We start from the raw sequence: 22,255 nt of genomic DNA on the forward strand, positions 1-22,255 counted from the left end.
CGTGTCAATGAATACCGCCAACAAGCTGACTATCCTGCGGGTGGTGATGATCCCCGCCTTTCTGCTGGTGCTGTACTTAGACGTGCCCTATGCCAGCTACTGGGCGCTGGCCATCTTCGCCGCCGCCAGCGTCACCGACACCCTGGACGGCTATATCGCCCGGCACTATAACCAGATCACCGACTTCGGCAAGTTCATGGACCCCCTGGCGGACAAGTGCCTGGTCACCGCCGCCATGCTGTGGTTCGTGGAGGTGGGACAGATGCCCGCCTGGGCGCTGCTCATCGTCATCATCCGGGAGTTCGCCGTGTCCGGCCTGCGGATGGTGGCCGCCGACAAGGGCCGGGTGATTGCCGCCGGCTGGTCGGGCAAGGTGAAGACCGCCGCCACCATGGTGTGCGTCATCCTCATGCTTCTGCCCCTGCCAGCCGTGGTCAACCAGATCTGCACCGCCGTCATCGTACTGACCACCATCTATTCCGGTGTGGAATATTTTATGAAAAATGTGGATATTTTGGCGGAAGCCAAATAAAAAGGAGCGGCTATGAGAACGATGACCCAGAAGGACCGGCTCAAGGAATTCGTCATCCGCGTGCTGGTGATCGCCCTGTCCTCACTGATTGTAGCCATCAACCTGAAAAGCTTCGTGGCGGCGGGGGACCTGTTCCCGGGGGGCTTTACCGGCGTCGCCCGCCTGATCCAGCGGTGCGCCCTGGAGTTTGGCGGGGTGGAGCTGCCCTTTGGCCCCATCAACCTGGCGCTGAACGCCATCCCGGCGGTGATCAGCTTCAAGCTGGTGGGCAGGCGGTTCACCCTGTACTCCTGCCTGACCATCTTGCTCACCAGTATTTTTACCGATCTGGTGCCTGCCTTTGAGATCACGGAGGATATTCTCCTGATCAGCGTCTTCGGCGGGATGATCAGCGGCTTTGCCGGCTGTCTGTGCCTGTGGGTGCGGGTGACCAGCGGCGGCACCGACTTTATCGCCATCGCCCTGTCTGAGCGGAAGAACGTGGACGCCTGGACCTACATATTCTGCGGCAATGTGGTGTTGCTGTTCATCGCCGGCTACCTGTTCGGCTGGGACCGGGCGCTGTATTCCATGCTGTACCAGTACGCCTGCACCCAGGTGATCAAGATGCTGGACCCGGATGGCCGGCGGGCCACGCTGCTCATCGTCACCGGCCGGGAGACCGCCGGCGGCGTCTGCGCCCAGATTCAGGAGACCAACCACACCGCCACCCTGATGGAGGGGGTGGGCCTGTACAACGGCGAGCCCTGCGTTATCATTTACTCGGTGGTGTCGGACGGCGAGGTCCGCTCTCTGGCACGGAAGATCCGCCAGTCGGACCCCAAGGCTTTTGTCAACGTCCTGCGCACCCAACGGGTGGTGGGCAAGTTCTACCGAAGGCCGAGAGATTAAGAAAAACCTCCGCCCGGAGCTGCCGGGCGGAGGTCTTGTTTTGTGCAAAGATATGCAAAGCGGCAGAAGGGCCTGCTTTGCAAATGTTGACATAATGCGGAGGGCTCAGGGCTTGATCTCGCCGGGCAGGAGGACCTGATCTCCGGACTGATACTCCCTGGCGTACCGCCCCGGCGTGATGCCGGTGAGGTGGCCGAAGGTGCGGATGAAGTGGGAGTTGTCGGAAAAGCCGGACAGCTCTCCGGCCTGCTGGACACTGACCCCCTCCTGGAGCAGCTGCCGGGCCCGGAGCACCCGGCTGTAGATGATATACTCCATGACGGAGAAGCCGGTGGCGGATTTGAAGATGCGGCACAGGTAGTGCTTGCTGATATAGAACCGTCCGGCGATCTGATCCAGGGTGAGAGGCTGGTCCAGATTGTCCCGGATGTAGTCCAGAATGGGGGCTACCCGGAGAAAATCCTTGTTGTGGATAGCCTCGCCGGCATCGGCCACGTTCAGGGTGGGGGCCACCCGGATGAGCAGATTGAGCAGGGCCACCATCTGGCGGATGTCGCTGCCGAAGGAGCCGTCGTTTTTGTTGCGCTCCAGGGCCTGAAACAGCTCGATCACCTCGGTCATCTCGCCGCCGGACAGCTCCGCCCGGCGGAAGGAGGCCCCGCAGAACTGGGTCAGGTCGGTTTGGGGGGTGGACAGCTGGGTCAGCGACCTTTTGTTGATGTGGAGCACGTACCGGGCATGAAAGCCCTCCGCCATGGTGCGGTGGAGGGTGTTTTCTCCGATGAGGTACAGGGTCCCCCGGCGCAGGGGATAGACCTGGTCGCTGACGAAGATGTTCCCAGGGCTGACCAGGGGGAGCAGCAGCTCGCAGTGGTCATGGAAGTGCAGGCGGCTCATGTTCCAGGTCTCGTTGTGGTTCAGCTGCAGGTGGAATTCCACGTTTATCATGGGCGGGACCTCCTGTGGTTGATGGGGCTGTCCCTATTATACCACGCCAGGAGACGATATGCAAACTTTAAGCTAAATTACAGTATAGACCGATTGTGAGATTTGTGGTAAAATAGCCACTGTAGAAAAGCGCGTTGTGGAACCTTGACAATTTAAGCATTCAGAAAGAGAACCAAAATATTGTAATGGGGGTATTACTATGAACAAAGTGTATTCCATGCACGACGCCGTGGCAAAATTCGTCGAGAGCGGAGACTGCGTCTGCTTCGGCGGCTTCACCACCAACCGCAAGCCCTACGCCGTGCTCAGCGAGATCCTGCGCCAGGGCCAGAAGGACTTCACCGTCTGGGCCGGCCCCGCCGGCGGCGACTGGGACATGATGATCGGCGAGGGCCGGGTGAAGGCGTACATCAACTGCTACACCGCCAACTCCGGCTACACCAACGTCTCCCGCCGCTTCCGCGCCGCCATTGAGAAGGGCCAGCTGGTTTATGAGGATTACTCTCAGGATGTTCTGATGCTTCAGCTTCACGCCGCCTCTCTGGGCCTGCCCTTCCTGCCGGTGCGCCTGATGCAGGGTTCCGGCCTGATGAAGTACTGGGGCATCAGCGAGGAGCAGCGCAAGACCCTGGAGAAGGTGGACGACCTGAAGTGCGTGGAGATTGAGAACCCCTTCAACCCCGGTGAGAAGGTGGTGGCCGTGCCCACCCCCAAGCTGGACCTGGCCGTCATCCATGTGCAGAAGGCCAGCCCCGACGGCACCTGCATCATCGAGGGCGACGAGTTCCATGACGTGGACGTCGCCGTGGCCGCCCGCAAGGTGATCGTCACCTGCGAGGAGCTGGTGAGCGATGAGTACATCCGCCGCGATCCCACCCTGACCCGCATCTTTGGCGAGTGCGTCTCCGCCGTGGTCCATGCTCCCTACGGCGCGTGGCCCTCTCAGTGCTACAACTACTACGACAACGACTCCCATGCCCTGATCGAGTACGACAAGGCCTCCAAGTATCAGGACGCCGAGGACGCCAAGGCCCAGCTGGCCAAGGCCGCCGCCAAGGCTCAGAAGGCCGCCGAGGCCAAGCCCGGCGACGAGAAGGCCGCCGCTGCCGCCGCCAAGGCTCAGAAGGCCGCCGACGACGCCGCGGCCGGAACCGCCATCCCCGAGACCTTCAAGGATTACATGGAGAAGTGGGTCTACAGCGTGAAGGACCACGACGAGCTGCTGGATAAGATCGGCGGTTCCCGTCTGATGCGGCTGAAAAACGAGCCCCACCTGGGCTACTCCACCCGCCACTAATAAACAGGGAGGTAAATCAAAATGGCTGAATATAAGATTACCAAGCAGGAGCGTCAGGCTTACGCCATCGCCAAGAACATCAAAGAGAACCAGATCGTCATCGTGGGCACCGGCCTTCCCCTGATCGGGGCTTCCCTGGCCAAGCGGGTGGTTTGCCCCTCCTGCCATCCCATCGTGGAGAGCGGTCTGATGGACTGCTCCCCCGTGGAGGTCCCCCGCTCGGTGGGCGACAACCGCTTCATGGCCCACTGCGCCGTGCAGTGGCCCAACATCCGCTTCATCGGCTTTGAGGCCAACGAGTGGCTCCACGATGAGGACCGCCTCATCGCCTTCATCGGCGGTGCCCAGATCGACCCCTATGGCAACGTGAACTCCACCTGCATCTTCGGCAAGGGGGACTACCTTCAGCCCACCACCCGCTTCACCGGCTCCGGCGGCGCCAACGGCATCGCCACCTACTGCAACACCATCATCATGATGCAGCACCAGAAGCGCCGCTTCATCGAGAAGGTGGACTACATCACCTCCTGCGGCTGGATGGACGGCCCCGGGGGCCGTGAGAAGGTTGGCTTGCCCGGCAACCGGGGCCCCCAGATGGTGGTCACCGACCTGGGCATCATGAAGTTCGACGAGCAGACCAAGCGGATGTACTGCGCCTACATGTTCCCCGGCGTTACCCCCGAGATCGTCCAGGAGAACACCGGCTTCGAGATCGACTGCTCCAAGGCCGAGGTCTTCCCCGACCCCGACCAGGAGATCCTGCGCATCATCCGGGAGGAGATCGACCCCGGCCAGGCGTTTATCAAGATTCCCAAAGAGTAAGCATGAAAAACCTGTTTATTTCCATTGCGGCAGCTGTGGTCATTGCCATAATTGGATGGTTTTTTATCCAAATTTGTCCCGTGTACCAATATACCAATCCGCCTGTTCTATACCTGGCAACGGTGATCGGCGGCGGATGCTGCTGGATTGGATTGAATCTGCGGAAAAAATAGCGATGGGACGCCCCGTCCTCCGGGCGGGGCTCCATACAAGATTTAGGAGGAGTTTACATTGGGTAATTATTCCATGCCCCGGTATTTCCAAAATATGCCCGTGGTGGGCAAGCCGGTCAAGGCCAACACGGAGAACGTCAACGAGCTGCGGGCCATTGAGGACGACATCCACGCCCATATCGTGGACGCGCTCAACTCCGGCAAGGCCGACGCGGACATGAACGCCAAGGGCCAGCTCACCGCCATGCAGCGCGTCGCCCTGCTGGTGGACGCTGGCACCTGGTGCCCCCTGAACAGTCTGTACAACCCCGAGCACAACAAGAACGGCTCCACCTCCATCGTCAAGGGCCTGGGCCGGGTGAACGGCAAGTGGTGCTGCATTATCGCCTCTGACAACAAGAAACACGCCGGTACCTGGGTGCCCGGTCAGGCGGACAACCTGCTCCGGGGCAGCGACACCGCCAAGCGGCTGCGCATCCCCCTGATCTACCTGCTGGAATGTGCCGGCGTAGAGCTGGACAAGCAGGAGAAGGTGTACCCCAACCGCCGGGGCGGCGGCACCCCCTTCTACCGCAACTCTGAGCTGAACCAGATGGGCATCCCCGTCATCGTGGGCATCCACGGCACCAACCCCGCCGGCGGCGGCTACCACTCCATCTCCCCCACCGTGCTGGTGGCCCACCAGAAGGCCAACATGGCCGTGGGCGGCGCGGGCATCGTGGGCGGCATGAACCCCAAGCCCCACGTGGACATGGAGGCCGCTCTGGCTCAGATCGAGGCCACCAAGGGCCTGCGCGCCGATCCTCCCGGGTCCGTCTCCATCCACTACGGCGAGACCGGCTTCTTCCGTGAGGTGTACACCGAGCAGGAGGGGGTCATTGCCGGCATCAAGAAGTATGTTGACATGCTGCCCACCTTCGACCTGGAGTTCTTCCGGGTGGACACCCCCCAGTCTCCCGCCATGTCCGACGTGGAGCTGTACGACCTGGTGCTGAACAACAAGAACCGCCCCTACGACATGTATTCCGTCCTGGGCCGCCTGTTCGACGGCAGCCAGTTCATGGAGTACAAGAAGGGCTACGGCCCCGAGATGATCACCGGCATCGCCAAGGTGGACGGCCTGCTGGTGGGCGTGGTGGCCAACCAGCAGGGCATTTTCCCCAACTACCCCGAGTATAAGATGGCAAAATATGGTCAGGCTATGGGCGCGGGCGGCAAGCTCTACCGCCAGGGCCTGATCAAGATGAACGAGTTCGTCACCCTGTGCGCCCGGGACCGTCTGCCCATGATCTGGATTCAGGACACCACCGGCATCGACGTGGGCGACGACGCCGAGGTCGCCGAGCTGCTGGGCCTGGGCCAGTCCCTGATCTACTCCATCCAGTCCTCCGGCCTGCCCATGATGGAGATCACCCTCCGCCGGGGCACCGCCGCCGCCCACTACGTCCTGGGCGGACCCCAGGGCAACGACAACAACGCCTTCTCCCTGGGCACCGCCGCCACCGAGATCAACGTCATGAACGGCAAGACCGCCGCCAACGCCATGTACACCGGCCGTCTGGCCAAGGACCAGAAGGCGGGCAAGGACCTCCAGCCCACCATCGACAAGATGAACGCCCTGATCGACGACTACAACGTGAAGTCTCAGCCCCTGTTCTGCGCCCAGGCCGGTCTGGTGGACGAGGTTGTCGACATGCCCATGATGCGCAACTACATCGTGGCCTTTGCCGACTCCTGCTACCAGAATCCCGCCTCCATCTGCCCCTTCCACCAGATGCTGCTGCCGCGCACCATCAAGGACTACGAGGACGGGCACAAATAATTTAGGAGAAGAAACCTATGAGTATCTACACCCTGGGAATCGACATCGGTTCCACCGCATCCAAGTGCATTATGCTCTCCGACGGCAAGGAGATCGCAGCCAAGTCCCTCATCTCGGTGGGGGCGGGCACCAGCGGTCCCCAGCGGGCCATTGACCAGGTGCTGGCCGAGGCCGGAAAGTCCCGGGACGAGATGGCCTTTATCCTGGCCACCGGCTACGGCCGCAACTCCCTGGAGGAGTTTGCCGACAGCCAGATGAGCGAGCTGAGCTGCCACGCCAAGGGGGCGGCCTTCCTCTTCCCGGAGGTCAAGACTGTAATCGACATCGGCGGCCAGGACGTGAAGGTCATGCGGGTGGAAAACGGCGTGATGACCAACTTCCAGATGAACGACAAGTGCGCCGCCGGTACCGGCCGGTTCCTGGACGTGATGGCCCGGGTGCTGGAGGTGGACGTGGAGCAGCTGGGCGAGCTGGGAGCCCAGTCCACCAAGTATGTGGGCATCAGCTCCACCTGTACCGTCTTCGCCGAGAGCGAGGTCATCAGCCAGCTGTCCATGGGCACCGACAAGCGGGACATCATCAACGGCATCCACCAGTCGGTGGCCAGCCGGGTGGCCGGACTGGCCCACCGCATCGGAGTGCAGGACCAGGTAGTCATGACCGGCGGCGTGGCCCAGAACACCGGGGTGGTCAACGCCCTCCAGGAGGCCCTGGGCCGGGAAATCCACACCTCGCCCCTTACCCAGTACAACGGCGCCCTGGGCGCGGCCCTGTTCGCCTATCAGAAGTACCAGAAAGCGCAGAAGTAAGGAGGCGCTGGGAAATGGACCGTTTTCAAAAGGGTTACCGTCAGGGCGGGGGCTTTTCCAGCGTGACTGAAATCTGGGTGGATACCCAGACTGGCGTGAACTATCTTTGGCATCATGACGGGCATGCCGGAGGACTTACAGTCCTTCTGGACGAAAACGGGAAGCCCGTTGTAACGAAAAACTAGTTAGGAGGAATTTACCATGGCAAAAGAAGTGAGCCCCGGCGTACTGGCGCTGCGCAAGGTCGTTGAGGACGTCTACGCCGACGCCCGGGAGGCCAAAAAGGCCGGCAAGCTGGTGGGCTGGTCCAGTTCCAAGTTCCCCTGTGAGCTGGCCGCCGCCTTTGACCTGGACGTGATGTACCCCGAGAACCAGGCCGCCGGCATCGCCGCCAACCGGGACGGCGAGATCATGTGCCAGGCCGCCGAGGACCTGGGCTTTGACAACGACATCTGCGGCTACGCCCGCATCTCCCTGGCCTACGCCGCCGGCAAGCGGGCCTCCCGCAAGCTGGACCTGGCCACCGGCGAGTACGTCATCGACCCCGCCAGCGGCCGTCCCCTGAAGGACGAGAACGGTAAGGTGGTCATCGACCCCGAGACCGGCAAGCCCAAAAAGGACCCCAAGACCATGCAGCCCTACACCGTCCTGGACGATATCCATGAGATCGAGGCCCTCCCCGACGGGAAGGAGAAGGACCTGCGCCGGGCCGCCATCAAGCCCTACCGCCAGATGCAGATGCCCCAGCCCGACTTCGTGCTGTGCTGCAACAACATCTGCAACTGCATGACCAAGTGGTACGAGAACATTGCCCGTATGTGCAACGTGCCTCTGATCATGATCGACATCCCCTACAACAACACCGTGGAGGTCCACGACACCAACGTGGCCTACGTCCGGGCCCAGTTCGACCACGCCATCAAGCAGCTGGAGGAGCTGACCGGCAAGAAGTTCGACGAGAAGAAGTTCGAGGAGGCCTGCGCCAACGCCAACCGTACGGCCAGCGCTTGGCTGCGGGTGTGCGACTACCTCCAGTACAAGCCCGCGCCCTACTCCGGCTTCGACCTGTTCAACCACATGGCCGACGTGGTCACCGCCCGGGGCCGCGTCCAGGCCGCCGAGGCCTTTGAGCTGCTGGAGAAGGACCTGGCTGAGGCCGTCAAGGCGGGCAAGTCCACCACTCCCTTCCCCGAGCAGTACCGGGTCATGTTCGAGGGCATCCCCTGCTGGCCCAAGCTGCCCAACCTGTTCAAGCCCCTGAAGGAGCACGGCGTCAACGTCACCGCCGTGGTGTACGCCCCCGCCTTCGGCTTTGTGTACAACAACATGGACGAGATGGTTCGCGCCTACTACAAGGCCCCCAACTCCGTGTGTATCGAGCAGGGCGTGTCCTGGCGTGAGGGCATCTGCAAGGACAACAAGGTGGACGGCGTGCTGGTCCATTACAACCGTTCCTGCAAGCCCTGGTCGGGTTACATGGCTGAGATGCAGCGCCGCTTCACCGAGGACCTGGGCATCCCCTGCGCTGGCTTCGACGGCGACCAGGCCGATCCCCGGAACTTCAACGAGGCCCAGTACGAGACCCGCGTCCAGGGTCTGGTGGAGGCCATGGAAGCCAATGCGGAAACGAAGGAGGGCTGAGAGATGAGCATTGAAGTATTGCTGAAGGAATTTGCGGAAATTTCCGAGCACCCCCGCCGTCAGATCCAGGCCTTCAAGGCCGAGGGCAAGAAGGTGATCGGCGTTCTGCCCTACTACGCCCCCGAGGAGCTGGTCTATGCCGCCGGCATGGTGCCTATGGGCATCTGGGGCAGCAACAAGAAGACCATCTCCATGGCCAAGGAGTACTGTGCCACCTTCTACTGCACCATCGCCCAGCTGGCTCTGGAGATGCTGCTGGACGGCACCCTGGACGGCCTGGACGGCCTGATTACCCCCACCATCTGCGACACCCTGCGCCCCATGAGCCAGAACTTCCGTGTGGCCATGGAGGGCAAGCTGCCCTGCATCTTCCTGGCCCATCCCCAGCAGCGCAAGCCCGCCTTCGGCCTGCAGTTCACGATGGACCAGTACCAGCACGTGAAGGGTGAGCTGGAGAAGATCTCCGGCAACACCATCACCGACGAGGCCCTGCGGGAGGCCATCAAGGTCTACAACCGCAGCCGGGCCGCCCGCCGGGAGTTCGTCAAGCTGGCCGGAGAGCACCCCGACGTGGTGTCCGCCGTGGCCCGCTCCGCCGTGCTTCGCTCCGCCTGGTTCATGATCAAGGACGACCACACCGCCAAGCTGGAGAGCCTGAACGCCGAGCTGAAGGCCCTGCCCGCCTGCGACTGGAAGGGCAAGAAGGTGCTCACCTCGGGTATCATCTGCGACAATCCCAAGCTGCTCCAGATCTTTGACGACAACCAGATCGCCATCGCGGCCGACGACGTGGCCCACGAGAGCCGTCCCATCCGGGTGGACGCCGCCGAGACCGGCGACCCCATGATGGCCCTGGCCCAGCAGTACGCCGACCAGGACTACGACATCCTGCTCTACGACGAGTTCTCCAACCAGAACCGCCGGGCGGACTTTGTGGTCAAGCAGATCAAAGACTCCGGCGCTCAGGGGCTTGTGCTGTTTATGCAGCAGTTCTGCGACCCCGAGGAGATGGAGTACCCCTACCTGAAGAAGGCCCTGGACGCCGCCGGCATCCCCCACATCAAGCTGGGCGTGGACCAGCAGATGCGGGACTTCGGCCAGGCCAGCACCGCCATTCAGGCATTTGCCGATGTGCTGTAAAAAAACCGTTCAATTGTAAGAAGGCTGTCTATTGTTATATTGACACTTCTTATGAAAAAATGGTATAATGTTCCCAATTTCGGCCTCCCTCCCGTCCAACCGGCGGGAGGGGGACCGCGAATGAGTTTCGGCATCCGGCCTGGCCGGGGACCGGAACAGAAATAATGTAAAGGGGAAGAAGTTATGAATTACAATGTGACCGTCAACGGTAAGGTCTACAGCGTCTCCGTTGAGCGGACCGGCGCCGCTGCCCCCGCTGCCGCCGCTCCGGCTCCTGTGGCCGCGGCTCCTGTGGCTGCCCCTGCGGCTCCCGCGCCTGCCGCTGCTCCCGCTCCGGCCCCCGCCGCCGCTCCTGCCGCAGTCGGCGCTGGCGAGACCGCCGTGAAGAGCCCCATGCCGGGCAACATCTTCAAAGTGGAGTGCTCTGTGGGCCAGTCCGTCCAGGCCGGCGATGTCCTCATCGTCCTGGAGGCCATGAAGATGGAGATCGAGGTGTCCGCTCCGGTGGCTGGCACCGTCAAGGCTGTGGCCGCCTCTGTGGGTACCGCCGTCAACACCGACGACCTGCTGGTTACCCTGGGTTGATAGGGGGGAGCTTCAACTATGCCGAGTACTGATCCTAGTAAGTATATCCTGCACCCCTTTGAGCCGCTGACCGTGCCCGAGGCCCTGCTGACGGCTGTCTCCGGCCTGCTGGTGGTGTTCATGATGCTGGCCATCCTGATGGTGGTCATCATGGTCATCTCCAAGGTGGTAGCCGCTATCGACGCCCAGCATAAGCCTGCCGCCGCGCCTGCCGCCAAGAAGTCCGCCCCCGCCCCTAAACCGGCAGCGCCTGCGGCTCCCGCGGCCCCCGCTGTGGATGACGGCGAGCTGGTAGCCGTGATGATGGCCGCCGTGGCGGAGGAATCTGGTATGCCTCTGGGCTCCTTCCAGATCACCAACATTGCCCCCGCCGCAGCCGCCGCTCCTGTGGCTGCTGCTCCCGCGCCCGCCCCGGCCCCTGTGGCTGCGGCTCCGGCCCCCGCTCCTGCGGCTGCTCCGGCCCCTGCGGTGGCCGCCGCCCCCGCCGCCGGCGAGACCGCTGTGAAGAGCCCCATGCCGGGCAACATCTTCAAGGTGGAGTGCACTGTGGGCCAGACCGTCAACGCCGGCGATGTCCTCGTGGTCCTGGAGGCCATGAAGATGGAGATCGAAGTGTCCGCCCCCGTGGCCGGCACCGTCAAGGCGGTCGCCGCTTCTGTGGGCACCGCTGTCAACACCGATGACCTGCTGGTCACCATTGGTTGAAAGGAGGGGTAAAGTATGGAATTTTTCACTCGAGTAATTAGCGCCATCGCGTCCGGCTCCGGCTTTGCCGCTCTGGATGTCAAGACCATTATCATGCTGTTCATCGCCTGTGTGCTGCTGTACATGGGTATCGGCAAGGGCTATGAGCCTCTGCTGATGGTCCCCATCGGCTTTGGTGTGCTGCTGGCCAACCTGCCCATCACCGGCCTGTTTGCTGAGCCTGTCTATGACGCCGCTACCCACAGTGGTACCGTTGGCTTCATGTGGGTGCTCTATCAGGGCGTTCAGTACGCTATCTATCCGTCGATTATCTTTATGGGCATCGGCGCAATGACCGACTTCGGTCCCTTGTTGGCCAACCCCACCTCTCTGCTGTTGGGCGCTGCCGCTCAGCTGGGCATCTTCGCCGCCTTCCTGATGGCCCTGTGTGTGGGCCCCATCACCAGCGCCCTGAACGGCATGTTGCCCTTTATCCCTATCATCACCTTTACCCCCGCTGACGCGGCGGCTATCGGCGTGATCGGAGGCGCTGACGGACCGACAGCAATTTTGACGGCCTCCAAGCTGGCTGTGGAGTTGCTGCCCGCCATCGCCATTGCGGCCTACTCCTACATGGCGCTGATCCCCATGATTCAGCCCCCTCTGATGAAGGCCCTCACCACCAAGGAGGCCCGCCAGGTCAAGATGAGCCAGCTGCGCACCGTGTCCAAGGCGGAGAAGATCATTTTCCCCATCGCTGTAACCATCTTCGTGGTGCTGCTGATTCCGGACACCGCCCCGCTGATCGGTATGCTCATGCTGGGTAACCTGTTCCGTGAGAGCGGCGTCACCGAGCGTCTGTCTGATACCGCTCAGAATGCCCTCATCAACATCGTTACGATCCCTCTGGGTCTGTCTGTGGGCTTTAAGGCCAGCGCGGATCAGTTCCTGAAGGGCGAGACCCTGTTCATTATTGTCCTGGGCCTGACTGCTTTCCTGCTGTCCACTGCCGGTGGCCTGATCCTGGGCAATGTGATGTATGCGGTCACCGGCGGCAAGGTCAACCCGCTGATCGGCTCCGCCGGCGTGTCCGCCGTGCCCATGGCCGCCCGCGTGGCTCAGAACGTGGGCCAGAAGGAGAACCCCTCCAACTTCCTGCTCATGCACGCCATGGGTCCCAACGTGGCCGGCGTCATCGGTTCCGCCTGTGCGGCCGGCTTCATGATCAAGGTGTTCGGCGGCTGATCTCCGCAGATTTCATTTATCCAGCCCGGCGCGTCGAAGGACGCGCCGGGTCCTCTTTGCAAAAAAATTTGAAAAATGGAAAAAAGCTCTTGCATTTCAAAATCAGCTGTGCTATAATAACCAAGCTGTCAAGAGGAACACCTCTTTACGGTATGCGGGCGTAGCTCAGTTGGATAGAGTGACTGGCTACGAACCAGTAGGTCGGGGGTTCGAATCCCTTCGCCCGTACCAGGAAGACACGCCTTGCGGCGTGTCTTCCTTTTTAATTTTCTCTCAAAGGAGCGGATCTCCATGGTAAAAGTCAACGAAAACTTTCTGAAGCTGCCCGGCAGCTATCTCTTCTCTGAGGTGGCCCGGCGCATCAACGCTTACACCGCTGTCCACCCCGAGGCGAAGATCATTAAGCTGTCCATCGGTGATGTGACCCGCCCCTTAGTTCCTGAGGTTATCAAGGCCATGCATGCCGCCGTGGAGGAGCAGGGTACCATCGAGGGCTTCCACGGCTATGGCCCGGAGCAGGGCTACGAGTTCCTGCGGGAGGCCATCGCCCAGGGTGACTACGCCGCCCGGGGGGTGGACGTCCAGCCGGGGGAGATTTTTGTCTCGGACGGCGCCAAGAGCGACTGCGGCAACATCGGCGACATCTTTGGCGTGGACAATGTGGTGGCGGTGTGCGACCCGGTGTATCCCGTTTATGTAGACACCAACGCCATGGCCGGCCGGGCAGGGGAGTACCAGGAGGCGCTGGGCAAGTGGAACCGCCTGATCTATATGCCCTGCGTGGAGGAGAACGGCTTTTCGCCCGAGCCGCCTAAGGAAATTCCGGATATCATCTATCTCTGCTCGCCCAACAATCCCACCGGCGCAGTGATCAGCCGGGAGAAGCTGAAGGTCTGGGTGGATTATGCCAATGCGCACGGGTCTGTGATCCTCTACGATTCCGCCTATGAGGCGTTTATCACCAGTGAGGATGTGCCCCACACCATTTTTGAGATCGATGGCGCCCGCACCTGCGCCATTGAGTTCCGCTCCTTCTCCAAGACCGCCGGCTTTACCGGCAACCGCTGTGCCTACACGGTGGTCCCGATGGACCTGGAGCGGGGCGGCGTAAAGCTGAACACCTTGTGGAACCGCCGCCAGACCACCAAGTTCAACGGAGTGCCCTATGTGGTTCAGCGGGGGGCGGCGGCCATCTACACCAAGGAGGGCCGGAAGCAGATCAGAGCCAACATCGACTACTACCGGGCCAACGCCAAGGTGATCCGGGAGGGCCTGGCCTCCGCCGGGCTGACCTGCTTCGGGGGAGTGGACGCCCCCTATATCTGGCTGAAGACGCCGGAAGGGGTGGGCTCCTGGGAGTTTTTTGACCGGATTCTGGCCGAGGCCAACGTGGCTACCACGCCGGGGGCCGGCTTCGGTCCCAGCGGAGAGGGCTATGTCCGCCTCACCACCTTCGGGGACGCCGAGGATACCAGGACCGCCGTGGAGCGGGTGCGGAATATGTTCCAATAACGCGAAAAAAAAGCTTGCATTTCGCAAAAAAATCTGGTATGATATCAGTCGAAGCTTTTTTGAAGGCGATTTTTCCCTGGATGTATAGATTCTCATAGCGAGGAGGTAAGCAACATGGCCAAATGCGAATTCTGCGACAAGGGCGTGACCTTCGGCATCAAGGTTTCCCACTCCCACCGCCGCTCCAACCGTACCTGGAAGCCCAACGTGAAGCGGGTTAAGGCAATCGTGAATGGTACTCCCACTCACGTCTACGTCTGCACCAGATGCCTCCGTTCCGGTAAGGTCACCCGCGCTGTGTAATGGAACATAAAAAATCTCTCGTGCCTGGCACGGGAGATTTTTTATGTTTTCTTGCGCCGGAAGCGAAGATAAGGAATTGACAGAAAAGCCCTGTTTCGATTATACTGATATCAGTATTTGGTCATCCTGCTGCGATCGTGGGAGGGGGTTCCAGCCCCTTGCGCATGGAGGCGATCTTCTCTGGACCGTAGGCGGGACGGCGTTTGTGAAGCGGAACGATGGGGGCTTCACGGCGCTGATGAAGAATCGGAATTTGGCGGTCGTGGAGGACCGGATCGATGGAATATAAGCAACAAGCAGAGAGGAGAACAGACCTATGTCAGAGCAGCACAACAGCGTGAAGCTGGGGGAGATCATCCGGGAGTTCAACCTGGAGATCCTGCGCACCGCCCCCGATTACGAGAACGTACCCCTGCGGGCCTTGGACATCAACCGTCCCGGCCTGCCTCTGACGGGCTTTTTTGAGCATTTCGATACGGAGCGCCTGCTGCTCATCGGCCTGACGGAGCACACCTACCTCAGCGATCTGCCTGCGGAGCAGCGGCGGGAGCGGTTTGACAGGCTGATGTCCTATCCGGTGCCCGCGCTGATCCTCACCCGGGGGCTGGACCTGCCCAGCGAGTGCATGGAGATGGCGGAGAAGCACGACCGGACCGTGCTGCGCTCCACCCAGCGGACCGCCCCCTTTATGAGCTCGCTGATCAGCCGCCTGTACAGCCGTCTGGCCCCGGAGATCACCCGTTCCGGCGTGATGCTGGAGGTCTACGGCGAAGGCATTCTGATCCAGGGGGAGTCGGGCGTGGGCAAGAGCGAGGTGGCAATTGAGCTGCTGAAGCGGGGCCACCGCCTGGTGGCGGACGACGCGGTGGAGATCAAGGAAACCAGCCGCCACACCCTGATGGCCACCTCTCCGGAGCTGATCCGCGGCTACATGGAACTGCGGGGCATCGGAGTGATCGACATCGGCCGCCTGCTTGGCATGGGCGCCATCAAGCTGAACCAGGAGATTGATCTGGTGGTCAACCTGGAACCCTGGGACGACAAGGCGGTGTACGACCGCTTTGGACTGGAGTCTCACTTTACGGAGATTCTGGGGGTGAAGGTCCCTGCGGCCACTATCCCGGTAAAGCCGGGCCGGAATCTGGCCAGCATCGTGGAGGTAGCGGCCATGAACAACCGCAACCGGAAGATGGGCCACAACGCGGCCCAGGAGCTGACGGACCGGATGGATAAACTGTTTCAGGAGCAACTGGAAGGAGGAGCAAACTGATGTATTATATCGGAATTGACGTGGGGGGCACCAACCTGGTGGCCGGTCTGGTGGACGAGCTGGGGCATATCTTCAACAAGGTCAATACTCCGGTGTCCAAGGACATGACGGCGGAGCAGTTCGCCGGGGAGCTGGTGCGGATGGCCAAGCGCTTGTGCGAGGTGGGGGAGGTGGACCCCAGCCAGATCAAGTCGGTGGGCATCGGCCTGCCCGGCGTGGTGGACAACAAGTCTGGCCTGTTCGTCCAGAACCCCAACATGCCCTTCCGGGACCGGGACGTGCCCCTGCGGGAGATGTTCCGGAAGGAGTGGGAGATCCCGGTTTTCCTGGGCAACGACGCCAACTGCGCCGCCGTGGGCGAGTATTGGGCGGGCGCGGCCAAGGGCTGTGACCCGGCGATGCTGATCACCCTGGGCACCGGCATCGGCGGCGGCCTGATCCTGGACGGCAAGCTGTTCACCGGCTTTGCCAACGCCGGAATGGAGGTCGGCCACATGATCATCCAGCCCAACGGCATCCTGTGCGGCTGCGGCAGCCGGGGCTGCTGGGAGCGGTACGGCTCGGCCACCGCCCTGATCCAGCTCACCCGGCTGGAGATGGAGCGGGAGCGGAACAGCGAGCTGTGGACGCTGGTGGACGGCGACAGCTACAAGGTCCAGGGCCGCACTCCCTTCCAGGCCGCCCGCCTGGGGGACGCCGCCGCAAAGCGGGTGCTGAACAACTACTTACAGGGGTTGTCCATCGGCATGATCAACCTGGTGAACATGCTTCAGCCTGAAATTATCTGCTTGGGCGGAGGCGTGAGCAATGCCGAAGACGATCTGCTGCTGAACCCTCTGCGTGAGCTGGTTTGGAACGGCAGCTTTGACAAAAACCACCGCGTCCGCATCGAGAAGGCTTCTCTGGGCAACGACGCCGGTGTGGTTGGCGCGGCCCTGCTGTGTAATCTGGTGTGACGTGTTAAGGCCCGGGCTTTTGCCCGGGCCTTGCTCATGTTCAGGTTTCCTGGTCCTTCGCTTCTGCAATGGTGTCGATCAGATTGCACAGCTCCTCATTGGTGTAGTCCTTGCCGCTCTTTTTAATATTTAAATCTCTTGACATTTGGGCATACATAATTTATGATATATGTATGCCCAAAAGTGAGGTGATAATGGGTGTCTCCACGGACTGGAAGACCTCCTAAAGGCGAAGAATCCCGTACAGAAAAAATTAATCTGCGCATCTCTAAAGGTGAAGTACAAAAAATTCAGGATTGTGCCGAGCAATTAGGGGTATCAAGAACCGATGCAATCATGCAAGGGATTGATTTGCTGAAAGAGGAACTGGAAAAGCAATAGAGTGTTGGCCGCCCTGACAAGCTGTACCAACACCCTATTGAACCATGCCGAAAGGAATGGCAAATTTCACTATACCATTCCTTCTGGCAAAAAGCAAGGAGGAAAACGTGAATACAAAAGAACTTTTGCTGGACCTGGAGGAGCCGTTACACCGGCTGAAATGCGCAGTCAACGCAGTGGAGCTGATGATGTACGGGCTGGGGCGGGTGCGGGACCCCTATGCGGATGGATTTTTTGTGATCTGGAACTGTCTGCAGGAAGCCGAGGAGGACATACGAAAGGCGGTGCAGGCCGCCGGGGAATAGAGGCCAACTGCTGTGGACAAATCCGCAGCAGTTTTTTTGATTCCCCCTATTCTAATTTCCGCAAAAATCTGCTATAATCAAACGATAACGATCCTGAGATTGGGAGGGCCTATGGAACGACTGGAGGAACTGAAAAAACGGCTGACAGAGCGCAGTCCGGAGCTGGAGCTGCGGACGGATGAGTCCATGGCGAAGCACACCACCTTCCGCATCGGCGGTCCGGCGGCGCTGATGGCGCTGCCCGGCAGCATGGAGCAGGTGCAGGCATCCATCAATACTGCTCGTGAGCTGGGCGTCGAGCCCTTTTTCCTGGGCAACGGTTCCAACCTGCTGGTGGCGGACGAGGGGTATCCGGGCTTTGTGGTCAAGCTGGCGGGGGAATTCGAGGCAATATGCCTTAAGACGCCCCCCAAAGGCGGCAGACCGCTCTTAGATGCGGGAGGGGCGGCGCTGTTGTCCAAGCTGTCCCAGACCGCACTGCATTGGGGGCTTGGCGGCCTGGAATTTGCCGGCGGCATCCCAGGCAGCGTAGGCGGGGCGGTCACCATGAACGCCGGGGCCTACGGCGGGGAGATGGCCCAGGTGCTGGAGTCGGTCACCTTTTTGGACGAGACGGGGGCGATATGTACCCTGCCCGCTTCGGAGTGCGGCCTGGGCTACCGGAAAAGCATCTTCTCTGACCGTAAATGCCTGATTTTAGAGGCCCGCTTTCACCTGGACCAGGGGGACCCCGCCGCCATCAAGGTCCGCATGGACGAGCTGGCCGCCCAGCGCCGGGAAAAGCAGCCCCTGGAGTACCCCAGCGCCGGGTCCATGTTCAAGCGCCCGCCGGGACACTTCGCCGCCGCCCTCATCGACCAGTGCGGGCTGAAGGGCCTCTCCGTGGGCGGAGCCCAGGTGTCGGAAAAGCACGCCGGGTTCCTGGTCAACCGGGGCGGAGCGACCTGCGCAGACATGCTGACGCTGGTGGACCGGGTGAAGGAGCGGGTCCTCCGGAAGACCGGCGTGGAGCTGGAGCTGGAGGTCAAGGTGCTGAAATGAAGTTGAGTGAACGATACCCGGTGAGCATTTACGCCGTCCGGGAGAAGACCACCCTGCTGGTGCCCACGGTGGGCATCAAATGCGCCTCCCACGAGGCCCGAAAGCTGCCCTGGCCGCCCCAGGCGGAGGAACTGGGGGCGGCAGTGCTGGAACTGCTGGACGAACTGAAAGCGGGGAACATCCAGTATGACCCGGAGGCCAAGGGCTACTGGTTCCAGCCGGGGCTCCGGAGTTGGAAGGCATTTCAGGCGGCGTCCTCTTCGGTTGATGTGACGCTGAGAGGGACGCAGCTGTCCATTACCCGGTGGGACGGCCGCTCCGAGCGGGGCTTTGTGCCAGAGCTGGAGCCCTGCACAGTGCTCCAGGACGGAATTGGCCCCAGGGAGTTGGGAGAGGCCATCCTGGCGGCGCTGCTCCCTCTGGTGGAGAAGGAACGGGGAGAACCCGGTTAAAAGTTCTGCAAAAGAGAGTGATACCATGGAATTTATCATCATTTCCGGTCTGTCCGGGGCGGGGAAGAGCAAGGCCGCCTCGTTCCTGGAGGACATGGACTACTTCTGCATAGACAATCTGCCCGCCCCGCTGATCCCCAAATTCGCGGAGCTGTGCGCGGCGGGGCCGGGGAAGTACGACCGGGTGGCCCTGGTCACCGACGTCCGGACAGGCACCAACTTCGACGGCCTGTTCCATGCCCTGGATGTCCTGGAGGAGATGAAGTGCGCCTACCGCATCCTGTTTATGGAGGCCTCCGGCGAGACCATCATCAAGCGGTATAAGGAGACCCGCCGCTCCCATCCCCTGGCGGAGGAGGCGGACAGCCTGGAGGAGGCCATCGGGCTGGAGCGGCAGATGCTGGCCCCTCTGCGGGAGCGGGCGGATAAGATCATCGACAGCTCCAACCTGTCCACCGCCAAGCTGAAGGGGGTCCTGCGGCAGATGTTCGGCCGGGCGGACACCGGCCGGGAGCGGATGGAGGTGCGGGTAACCTCCTTTGGCTTCAAGCACGGGGTCCCCATGGAGGCCGACCTGGTCTTTGACGTCCGATTTCTGCCCAACCCCTTCTACGTCGCCAAGCTGCGCCCCCTTACCGGCCTGGACGCGGAGGTGCGGGACTATGTTTTTCAAAACGGCCAGGGGACGGAATTTTTAAACCGGCTGTGGGACCTGGTAGGCTGGCTGCTCCCCCGGTATGAGGAGGAGGGAAAAACCTCTCTGGTCATCTCCATCGGCTGCACCGGGGGCCACCATCGCTCGGTGGCCATAGCCCATGCGCTGGGAGAGAAAATCAAGGCCCAGGGCTGGCCGCTGGCCGAGAGCCACCGGGACCTGGGGCGGAATTAGGAGGCCTCCCATGGAGTTGAACCAGCTGATGAGACGGTTCAGTCTGGATGGTTTGGAGCGGCGCCAGCTGGACTGGCCGGAGCCGGAAGAAAGGAAAACGGATGAGTGAAGCATATCCCACCCTCCAGCTGTGGGAGCGGGGGCCAAAAATTGTCGCGGTGGGCGGCGGGACGGGGCTGTCCACCATGCTGCGGGGGCTGAAAAAATACACCCAGAACCTCACCGCCATCGTCACGGTGGCGGACAACGGAGGAGGCTCCGGCGCCCTGCGCCAGGACCTGCGCATCCCCCCGCCGGGGGACATCCGCCACTGTATGGAGGCTCTGGCCAACACCGAACCCATCATGGAGCGGCTGCTGACCTACCGCTTCTCTGAGGGAGTGCTGGCGGGCCAGTCCTTCGGCAACCTGATTCTGGCCGCCCTTAACGGCATCACCGGCTCCTTTGAGGAGGCGGTGGCCGAGATGAGCTATGTTCTGGCCATCACCGGCCAGGTGATCCCGGTGACCAGCGCCGATGTGCAGCTGGAGGCCGTCTTTGCCAACGACGCCCGCGTGGTGGGGGAGTCCCAAATCGCTGCCTTCAAAAAGGAGCAGGACTGCCGCATCCACCATGTCAACCTGATCCCCCGCAGTCCGGCGGCCACTCCGGCGGCATTGAAGGCCATCGGGGAGGCGGACCTGATCCTGCTGGGGCCGGGGAGCCTGTACACCAGCATCATTCCAAACCTGCTGGTGGAGGGGGTGGCCCATGCCATCGCCCAGTCGGAGGCTCCCAAGCTGTACATCTGCAACATCATGACCCAGGACGGCGAGACGGAGGGTTACACCGCCGCCGACCACCTGGAGGCCCTGCTGGCCCACGGGGAGCCGGGGCTGGTGGACCTGTGCCTGGCCAACACCGCCCCGGTGCGGCCCGGCCTGCTGGAGAAGTACCGGGAGGAGGACGCCGTCCCCCTGACGGTGGACCGGGAGCGCATCGCCGCCCTGGGCCTGGAGCTGGTGGAGCGGCCGGTGGCTTCCGCCGACGGCGACTTCGCCCGCCACGACCCGGACCGGCTGGCTCAGGCGGTTCTGGAAATTTACCGCAGCCGGGCGGTGCGCATCTTCCGGGGGGCCCGGCGGTATATACTGGAGGAGTGACCATGTCCTTTGCCGCTGACGTGAAAACCGAGCTGTGCCGCGCCCCTCTGAGCCGCAAGTGCTGTGCCCAGGCGGAGGCCTACGGCGCGCTGCTCTACTGCAACACCTTCCACAGCCGGGAGGCGAGACTGGTCACCGAGAACGGGGCCTTCGCCCAGCGGCTGCCCGTCCTGTTCAAAAAAGCCTTCCATCTCCCATTCGACCGCCTGCCCGAAGGGGGCGGCAAGCAGGTGTTCACCATGGAGGACCCGGACAAACTGGCGGTCCTCCACCAAACCTTCGGCGCGGACCCCAGGGCGGTGTCCCTCCACGTCAACTACGCCCTGCTGGAGGAGAGCTGCTGCCGCGCGTCCTTCCTCCGGGGGGCCTTTCTGGCGGGGGGGTCGGTCACCGACCCCTGGAAGAGCTATCACCTGGAGCTGGCCACCTCGCACCACAGCGTCAGCCGGGAGGTGCTGGCCCTGATGCGGGAGCTGGACCAGGAGCCAAAATCCGCCCAGCGCAAGGGAAACGCGGTGATCTACTTCAAGCAGAGCGAAAAGATCGAGGATTTTCTCACCTGTATCGGCGCGCCCCTGGCCGCCATGGAGGTGATGAACGCCAAGCTGGAGCGGGACCTGCGGGGGAGCGTCAACCGCCGGGTGAACTGCGACGCCGCCAATCTGGACAAGGCGGTGGAGGCCGCCATGTCCCAGGTGGAGGCCATCCGCCGGTTGGAGGGCTCCGGCACGCTGATCACCCTGCCGGACAAGCTCCGGGAGGCGGCCGCCCTGCGCCTGGCCCATCCCGAGGACACCCTGGCCCAGCTGGCCCAGCGGTGCGACCCGCCCATCACAAAATCTGCCCTCAACCACCGGCTGCGCAAGCTGGTGGAGCTGGGAAAGGGGTAATTTATGTCAACCTGTACCTTCCGTCCCGCCGCGCCCGGCGACGAGGAATTGATTTTAACCTTTATCCGCGCCCTGGCGGATTACGAAAAAATGTCCGGCCAGGTGGTGGCCACCCCCGAGCTGCTGCGGGAGTGGCTGTTTGAGAAGCAGAAGGCGGAGATTATCTTCGCTATGGCCGAGGGGAGAGCGGTGGGGATGGCCCTGTTTTTCCACAACTTCTCCACCTTCCTGGGCCGGGCGGGGATCTATTTGGAGGACTTGTTCGTCCTCCCCCAGGAGCGGGGGAAGGGCTACGGCAAGGCCCTGCTGAAGGAGCTGGCCCGGATTGCCGTGGAGCGGGGCTGCGGGCGGCTGGAGTGGTCCTGCCTGGACTGGAACCAGCCCTCCATCGACTTCTACACCAAGAAAATGCACGCCGTCCCCATGGATGAGTGGACGGTTTACCGTCTTACCGGCGAGACCCTGCAGGAGGCCGCCCGGCCCGAGCAGACGGAGTAAAGCGGGCAGACGCACCAAAGGGTCCCC

Annotated in this window: 25 protein-coding genes and 1 tRNA gene; 25 read left to right on the plus strand and 1 reads right to left on the minus strand. The window is 62.0% G+C overall.

Going from position 1 to position 22,255, the window contains the following annotated elements; translation table 11 throughout:
- Window positions 1-7: 7 nt before the first annotated feature.
- Complete coding sequence (pgsA, locus tag VV088_RS03335) at window positions 8-532, plus strand: CDP-diacylglycerol--glycerol-3-phosphate 3-phosphatidyltransferase (protein WP_334600457.1); 525 nt, start codon at window positions 8-10, stop codon at window positions 530-532.
- 12 nt (window positions 533-544) lie between these two features.
- Window positions 545-1,423 (plus strand): YitT family protein, encoded by an 879-nt coding sequence (locus VV088_RS03340; RefSeq protein ID WP_334599374.1) that lies wholly within the window; start codon window positions 545-547, stop codon window positions 1,421-1,423.
- Window positions 1,424-1,528: 105 nt separating this feature from the next.
- Here the strand turns inward: VV088_RS03340 and VV088_RS03345 are convergent, their stop codons facing one another.
- Window positions 1,529-2,371, minus strand: a complete 843-nt coding sequence (locus tag VV088_RS03345; protein WP_334599375.1) for a helix-turn-helix transcriptional regulator — start codon at window positions 2,369-2,371, stop codon at window positions 1,529-1,531.
- Window positions 2,372-2,570: 199 nt separating this feature from the next.
- Between VV088_RS03345 and VV088_RS03350 the strand changes: the two genes are divergently transcribed.
- The 23 genes from VV088_RS03350 to VV088_RS03460 all read left to right on the plus strand — a co-directional run bounded on the left by VV088_RS03350 (window position 2,571) and on the right by VV088_RS03460 (window position 22,228).
- Entirely contained in the window at window positions 2,571-3,668 is a 1,098-nt protein-coding gene (locus VV088_RS03350; RefSeq protein ID WP_334599376.1) for a CoA transferase subunit A, read from the plus strand.
- Between the two features lie 21 nt (window positions 3,669-3,689).
- Entirely contained in the window at window positions 3,690-4,490 is an 801-nt protein-coding gene (gene gctB, locus VV088_RS03355; RefSeq protein ID WP_334599377.1) for a glutaconate CoA-transferase subunit B, read from the plus strand.
- Window positions 4,491-4,736: 246 nt separating this feature from the next.
- Window positions 4,737-6,485, plus strand: coding sequence for an acyl-CoA carboxylase subunit beta (locus tag VV088_RS03360; RefSeq protein ID WP_334600458.1), 1,749 nt, complete (start codon window positions 4,737-4,739; stop codon window positions 6,483-6,485).
- A gap of 17 nt (window positions 6,486-6,502) precedes the next feature.
- A complete protein-coding gene (gene hgdC / locus VV088_RS03365; protein WP_334599378.1) occupies window positions 6,503-7,294 on the plus strand; it encodes a (R)-2-hydroxyglutaryl-CoA dehydratase activase HgdC in 792 nt (263 codons plus the stop codon).
- Window positions 7,295-7,308: 14 nt separating this feature from the next.
- Complete coding sequence (locus VV088_RS03370) at window positions 7,309-7,479, plus strand: DUF6440 family protein (protein ID WP_334599379.1); 171 nt, start codon at window positions 7,309-7,311, stop codon at window positions 7,477-7,479.
- Between the two features lie 16 nt (window positions 7,480-7,495).
- On the plus strand, window positions 7,496-8,935 hold the full coding sequence (gene hgdA / locus VV088_RS03375; protein ID WP_334599380.1) for a (R)-2-hydroxyglutaryl-CoA dehydratase subunit alpha: 1,440 nt from the start codon (window positions 7,496-7,498) through the stop codon (window positions 8,933-8,935).
- Between the two features lie 3 nt (window positions 8,936-8,938).
- Window positions 8,939-10,075 (plus strand): (R)-2-hydroxyglutaryl-CoA dehydratase subunit beta, encoded by a 1,137-nt coding sequence (gene hgdB / locus VV088_RS03380; protein ID WP_334599381.1) that lies wholly within the window; start codon window positions 8,939-8,941, stop codon window positions 10,073-10,075.
- A gap of 183 nt (window positions 10,076-10,258) precedes the next feature.
- Window positions 10,259-10,660, plus strand: a complete 402-nt coding sequence (locus VV088_RS03385) for a biotin/lipoyl-containing protein (RefSeq protein ID WP_334599382.1) — start codon at window positions 10,259-10,261, stop codon at window positions 10,658-10,660.
- An 18-nt stretch (window positions 10,661-10,678) separates the two neighbouring features.
- Entirely contained in the window at window positions 10,679-11,365 is a 687-nt protein-coding gene (locus tag VV088_RS03390; RefSeq protein ID WP_334599383.1) for an OadG family transporter subunit, read from the plus strand.
- Between the two features lie 15 nt (window positions 11,366-11,380).
- Window positions 11,381-12,589: a sodium ion-translocating decarboxylase subunit beta gene (locus tag VV088_RS03395; protein ID WP_334599384.1), complete on the plus strand. Its 1,209-nt coding sequence runs from the start codon at window positions 11,381-11,383 to the stop codon at window positions 12,587-12,589.
- A gap of 154 nt (window positions 12,590-12,743) precedes the next feature.
- Window positions 12,744-12,820, plus strand: a tRNA-Arg gene (locus VV088_RS03400).
- Between the two features lie 60 nt (window positions 12,821-12,880).
- Complete coding sequence (locus tag VV088_RS03405; protein WP_334599385.1) at window positions 12,881-14,101, plus strand: LL-diaminopimelate aminotransferase; 1,221 nt, start codon at window positions 12,881-12,883, stop codon at window positions 14,099-14,101.
- A 114-nt stretch (window positions 14,102-14,215) separates the two neighbouring features.
- Window positions 14,216-14,404, plus strand: a complete 189-nt coding sequence (rpmB, locus tag VV088_RS03410; RefSeq protein ID WP_008981056.1) for a 50S ribosomal protein L28 — start codon at window positions 14,216-14,218, stop codon at window positions 14,402-14,404.
- A gap of 316 nt (window positions 14,405-14,720) precedes the next feature.
- Complete coding sequence (gene hprK, locus VV088_RS03415) at window positions 14,721-15,674, plus strand: HPr(Ser) kinase/phosphatase (protein WP_334599386.1); 954 nt, start codon at window positions 14,721-14,723, stop codon at window positions 15,672-15,674.
- Window positions 15,674-16,630, plus strand: a complete 957-nt coding sequence (locus VV088_RS03420) for an ROK family protein (protein ID WP_334599387.1) — start codon at window positions 15,674-15,676, stop codon at window positions 16,628-16,630. Before hprK ends, VV088_RS03420 begins: the two co-directional genes overlap by 1 nt.
- A gap of 198 nt (window positions 16,631-16,828) precedes the next feature.
- A complete protein-coding gene (locus VV088_RS03425; protein WP_334599388.1) occupies window positions 16,829-17,011 on the plus strand; it encodes a hypothetical protein in 183 nt (60 codons plus the stop codon).
- 107 nt (window positions 17,012-17,118) lie between these two features.
- The gene (locus VV088_RS03430) at window positions 17,119-17,316 is read left to right on the plus strand and encodes a hypothetical protein (RefSeq protein WP_334599389.1); all 198 of its coding nucleotides are present in this window, start codon (window positions 17,119-17,121) and stop codon (window positions 17,314-17,316) included.
- Window positions 17,317-17,427: 111 nt separating this feature from the next.
- Window positions 17,428-18,357: a UDP-N-acetylmuramate dehydrogenase gene (murB, locus tag VV088_RS03435; protein WP_334599390.1), complete on the plus strand. Its 930-nt coding sequence runs from the start codon at window positions 17,428-17,430 to the stop codon at window positions 18,355-18,357.
- Window positions 18,354-18,809: a hypothetical protein gene (locus VV088_RS03440; protein ID WP_334599391.1), complete on the plus strand. Its 456-nt coding sequence runs from the start codon at window positions 18,354-18,356 to the stop codon at window positions 18,807-18,809. The genes murB and VV088_RS03440 overlap by 4 nt, the downstream gene beginning before the upstream one ends.
- Before the next feature lie 25 nt (window positions 18,810-18,834).
- Window positions 18,835-19,698 (plus strand): RNase adapter RapZ, encoded by an 864-nt coding sequence (gene rapZ, locus VV088_RS03445; RefSeq protein WP_334599392.1) that lies wholly within the window; start codon window positions 18,835-18,837, stop codon window positions 19,696-19,698.
- A gap of 101 nt (window positions 19,699-19,799) precedes the next feature.
- On the plus strand, window positions 19,800-20,840 hold the full coding sequence (locus VV088_RS03450) for a gluconeogenesis factor YvcK family protein (RefSeq protein WP_334599393.1): 1,041 nt from the start codon (window positions 19,800-19,802) through the stop codon (window positions 20,838-20,840).
- 2 nt (window positions 20,841-20,842) lie between these two features.
- Window positions 20,843-21,730, plus strand: a complete 888-nt coding sequence (gene whiA / locus VV088_RS03455) for a DNA-binding protein WhiA (RefSeq protein ID WP_334599394.1) — start codon at window positions 20,843-20,845, stop codon at window positions 21,728-21,730.
- A gap of 3 nt (window positions 21,731-21,733) precedes the next feature.
- Window positions 21,734-22,228, plus strand: coding sequence for a GNAT family N-acetyltransferase (locus VV088_RS03460; protein ID WP_334599395.1), 495 nt, complete (start codon window positions 21,734-21,736; stop codon window positions 22,226-22,228).
- The last annotated feature ends 27 nt before the right edge of the window (window positions 22,229-22,255 follow it).

Source organism: Lawsonibacter sp. JLR.KK007 (assembly GCF_036941135.1).
Lineage (GTDB): Bacteria > Bacillota > Clostridia > Oscillospirales > Oscillospiraceae > Lawsonibacter.

What these genes read in the sequence shown, in the direction of transcription:
- pgsA (WP_334600457.1), top strand. Translation starts at nt 8, where the DNA reads ATGAATACCGCCAACAAGCTGACTATCCTGCGGGTGGTGATGATCCCC.
- VV088_RS03340 (WP_334599374.1), top strand. Translation starts at nt 545, where the DNA reads ATGAGAACGATGACCCAGAAGGACCGGCTCAAGGAATTCGTCATCCGC.
- VV088_RS03345 (WP_334599375.1), bottom strand. Translation starts at nt 2,371, where the DNA reads ATGATAAACGTGGAATTCCACCTGCAGCTGAACCACAACGAGACCTGG.
- VV088_RS03350 (WP_334599376.1), top strand. Translation starts at nt 2,571, where the DNA reads ATGAACAAAGTGTATTCCATGCACGACGCCGTGGCAAAATTCGTCGAG.
- gctB (WP_334599377.1), top strand. Translation starts at nt 3,690, where the DNA reads ATGGCTGAATATAAGATTACCAAGCAGGAGCGTCAGGCTTACGCCATC.
- VV088_RS03360 (WP_334600458.1), top strand. Translation starts at nt 4,737, where the DNA reads ATGCCCCGGTATTTCCAAAATATGCCCGTGGTGGGCAAGCCGGTCAAG.
- hgdC (WP_334599378.1), top strand. Translation starts at nt 6,503, where the DNA reads ATGAGTATCTACACCCTGGGAATCGACATCGGTTCCACCGCATCCAAG.
- VV088_RS03370 (WP_334599379.1), top strand. Translation starts at nt 7,309, where the DNA reads ATGGACCGTTTTCAAAAGGGTTACCGTCAGGGCGGGGGCTTTTCCAGC.
- hgdA (WP_334599380.1), top strand. Translation starts at nt 7,496, where the DNA reads ATGGCAAAAGAAGTGAGCCCCGGCGTACTGGCGCTGCGCAAGGTCGTT.
- hgdB (WP_334599381.1), top strand. Translation starts at nt 8,939, where the DNA reads ATGAGCATTGAAGTATTGCTGAAGGAATTTGCGGAAATTTCCGAGCAC.
- VV088_RS03385 (WP_334599382.1), top strand. Translation starts at nt 10,259, where the DNA reads ATGAATTACAATGTGACCGTCAACGGTAAGGTCTACAGCGTCTCCGTT.
- VV088_RS03390 (WP_334599383.1), top strand. Translation starts at nt 10,679, where the DNA reads ATGCCGAGTACTGATCCTAGTAAGTATATCCTGCACCCCTTTGAGCCG.
- VV088_RS03395 (WP_334599384.1), top strand. Translation starts at nt 11,381, where the DNA reads ATGGAATTTTTCACTCGAGTAATTAGCGCCATCGCGTCCGGCTCCGGC.
- VV088_RS03405 (WP_334599385.1), top strand. Translation starts at nt 12,881, where the DNA reads ATGGTAAAAGTCAACGAAAACTTTCTGAAGCTGCCCGGCAGCTATCTC.
- rpmB (WP_008981056.1), top strand. Translation starts at nt 14,216, where the DNA reads ATGGCCAAATGCGAATTCTGCGACAAGGGCGTGACCTTCGGCATCAAG.
- hprK (WP_334599386.1), top strand. Translation starts at nt 14,721, where the DNA reads ATGTCAGAGCAGCACAACAGCGTGAAGCTGGGGGAGATCATCCGGGAG.
- VV088_RS03420 (WP_334599387.1), top strand. Translation starts at nt 15,674, where the DNA reads ATGTATTATATCGGAATTGACGTGGGGGGCACCAACCTGGTGGCCGGT.
- murB (WP_334599390.1), top strand. Translation starts at nt 17,428, where the DNA reads ATGGAACGACTGGAGGAACTGAAAAAACGGCTGACAGAGCGCAGTCCG.
- VV088_RS03440 (WP_334599391.1), top strand. Translation starts at nt 18,354, where the DNA reads ATGAAGTTGAGTGAACGATACCCGGTGAGCATTTACGCCGTCCGGGAG.
- rapZ (WP_334599392.1), top strand. Translation starts at nt 18,835, where the DNA reads ATGGAATTTATCATCATTTCCGGTCTGTCCGGGGCGGGGAAGAGCAAG.
- VV088_RS03450 (WP_334599393.1), top strand. Translation starts at nt 19,800, where the DNA reads ATGAGTGAAGCATATCCCACCCTCCAGCTGTGGGAGCGGGGGCCAAAA.
- whiA (WP_334599394.1), top strand. Translation starts at nt 20,843, where the DNA reads ATGTCCTTTGCCGCTGACGTGAAAACCGAGCTGTGCCGCGCCCCTCTG.
- VV088_RS03460 (WP_334599395.1), top strand. Translation starts at nt 21,734, where the DNA reads ATGTCAACCTGTACCTTCCGTCCCGCCGCGCCCGGCGACGAGGAATTG.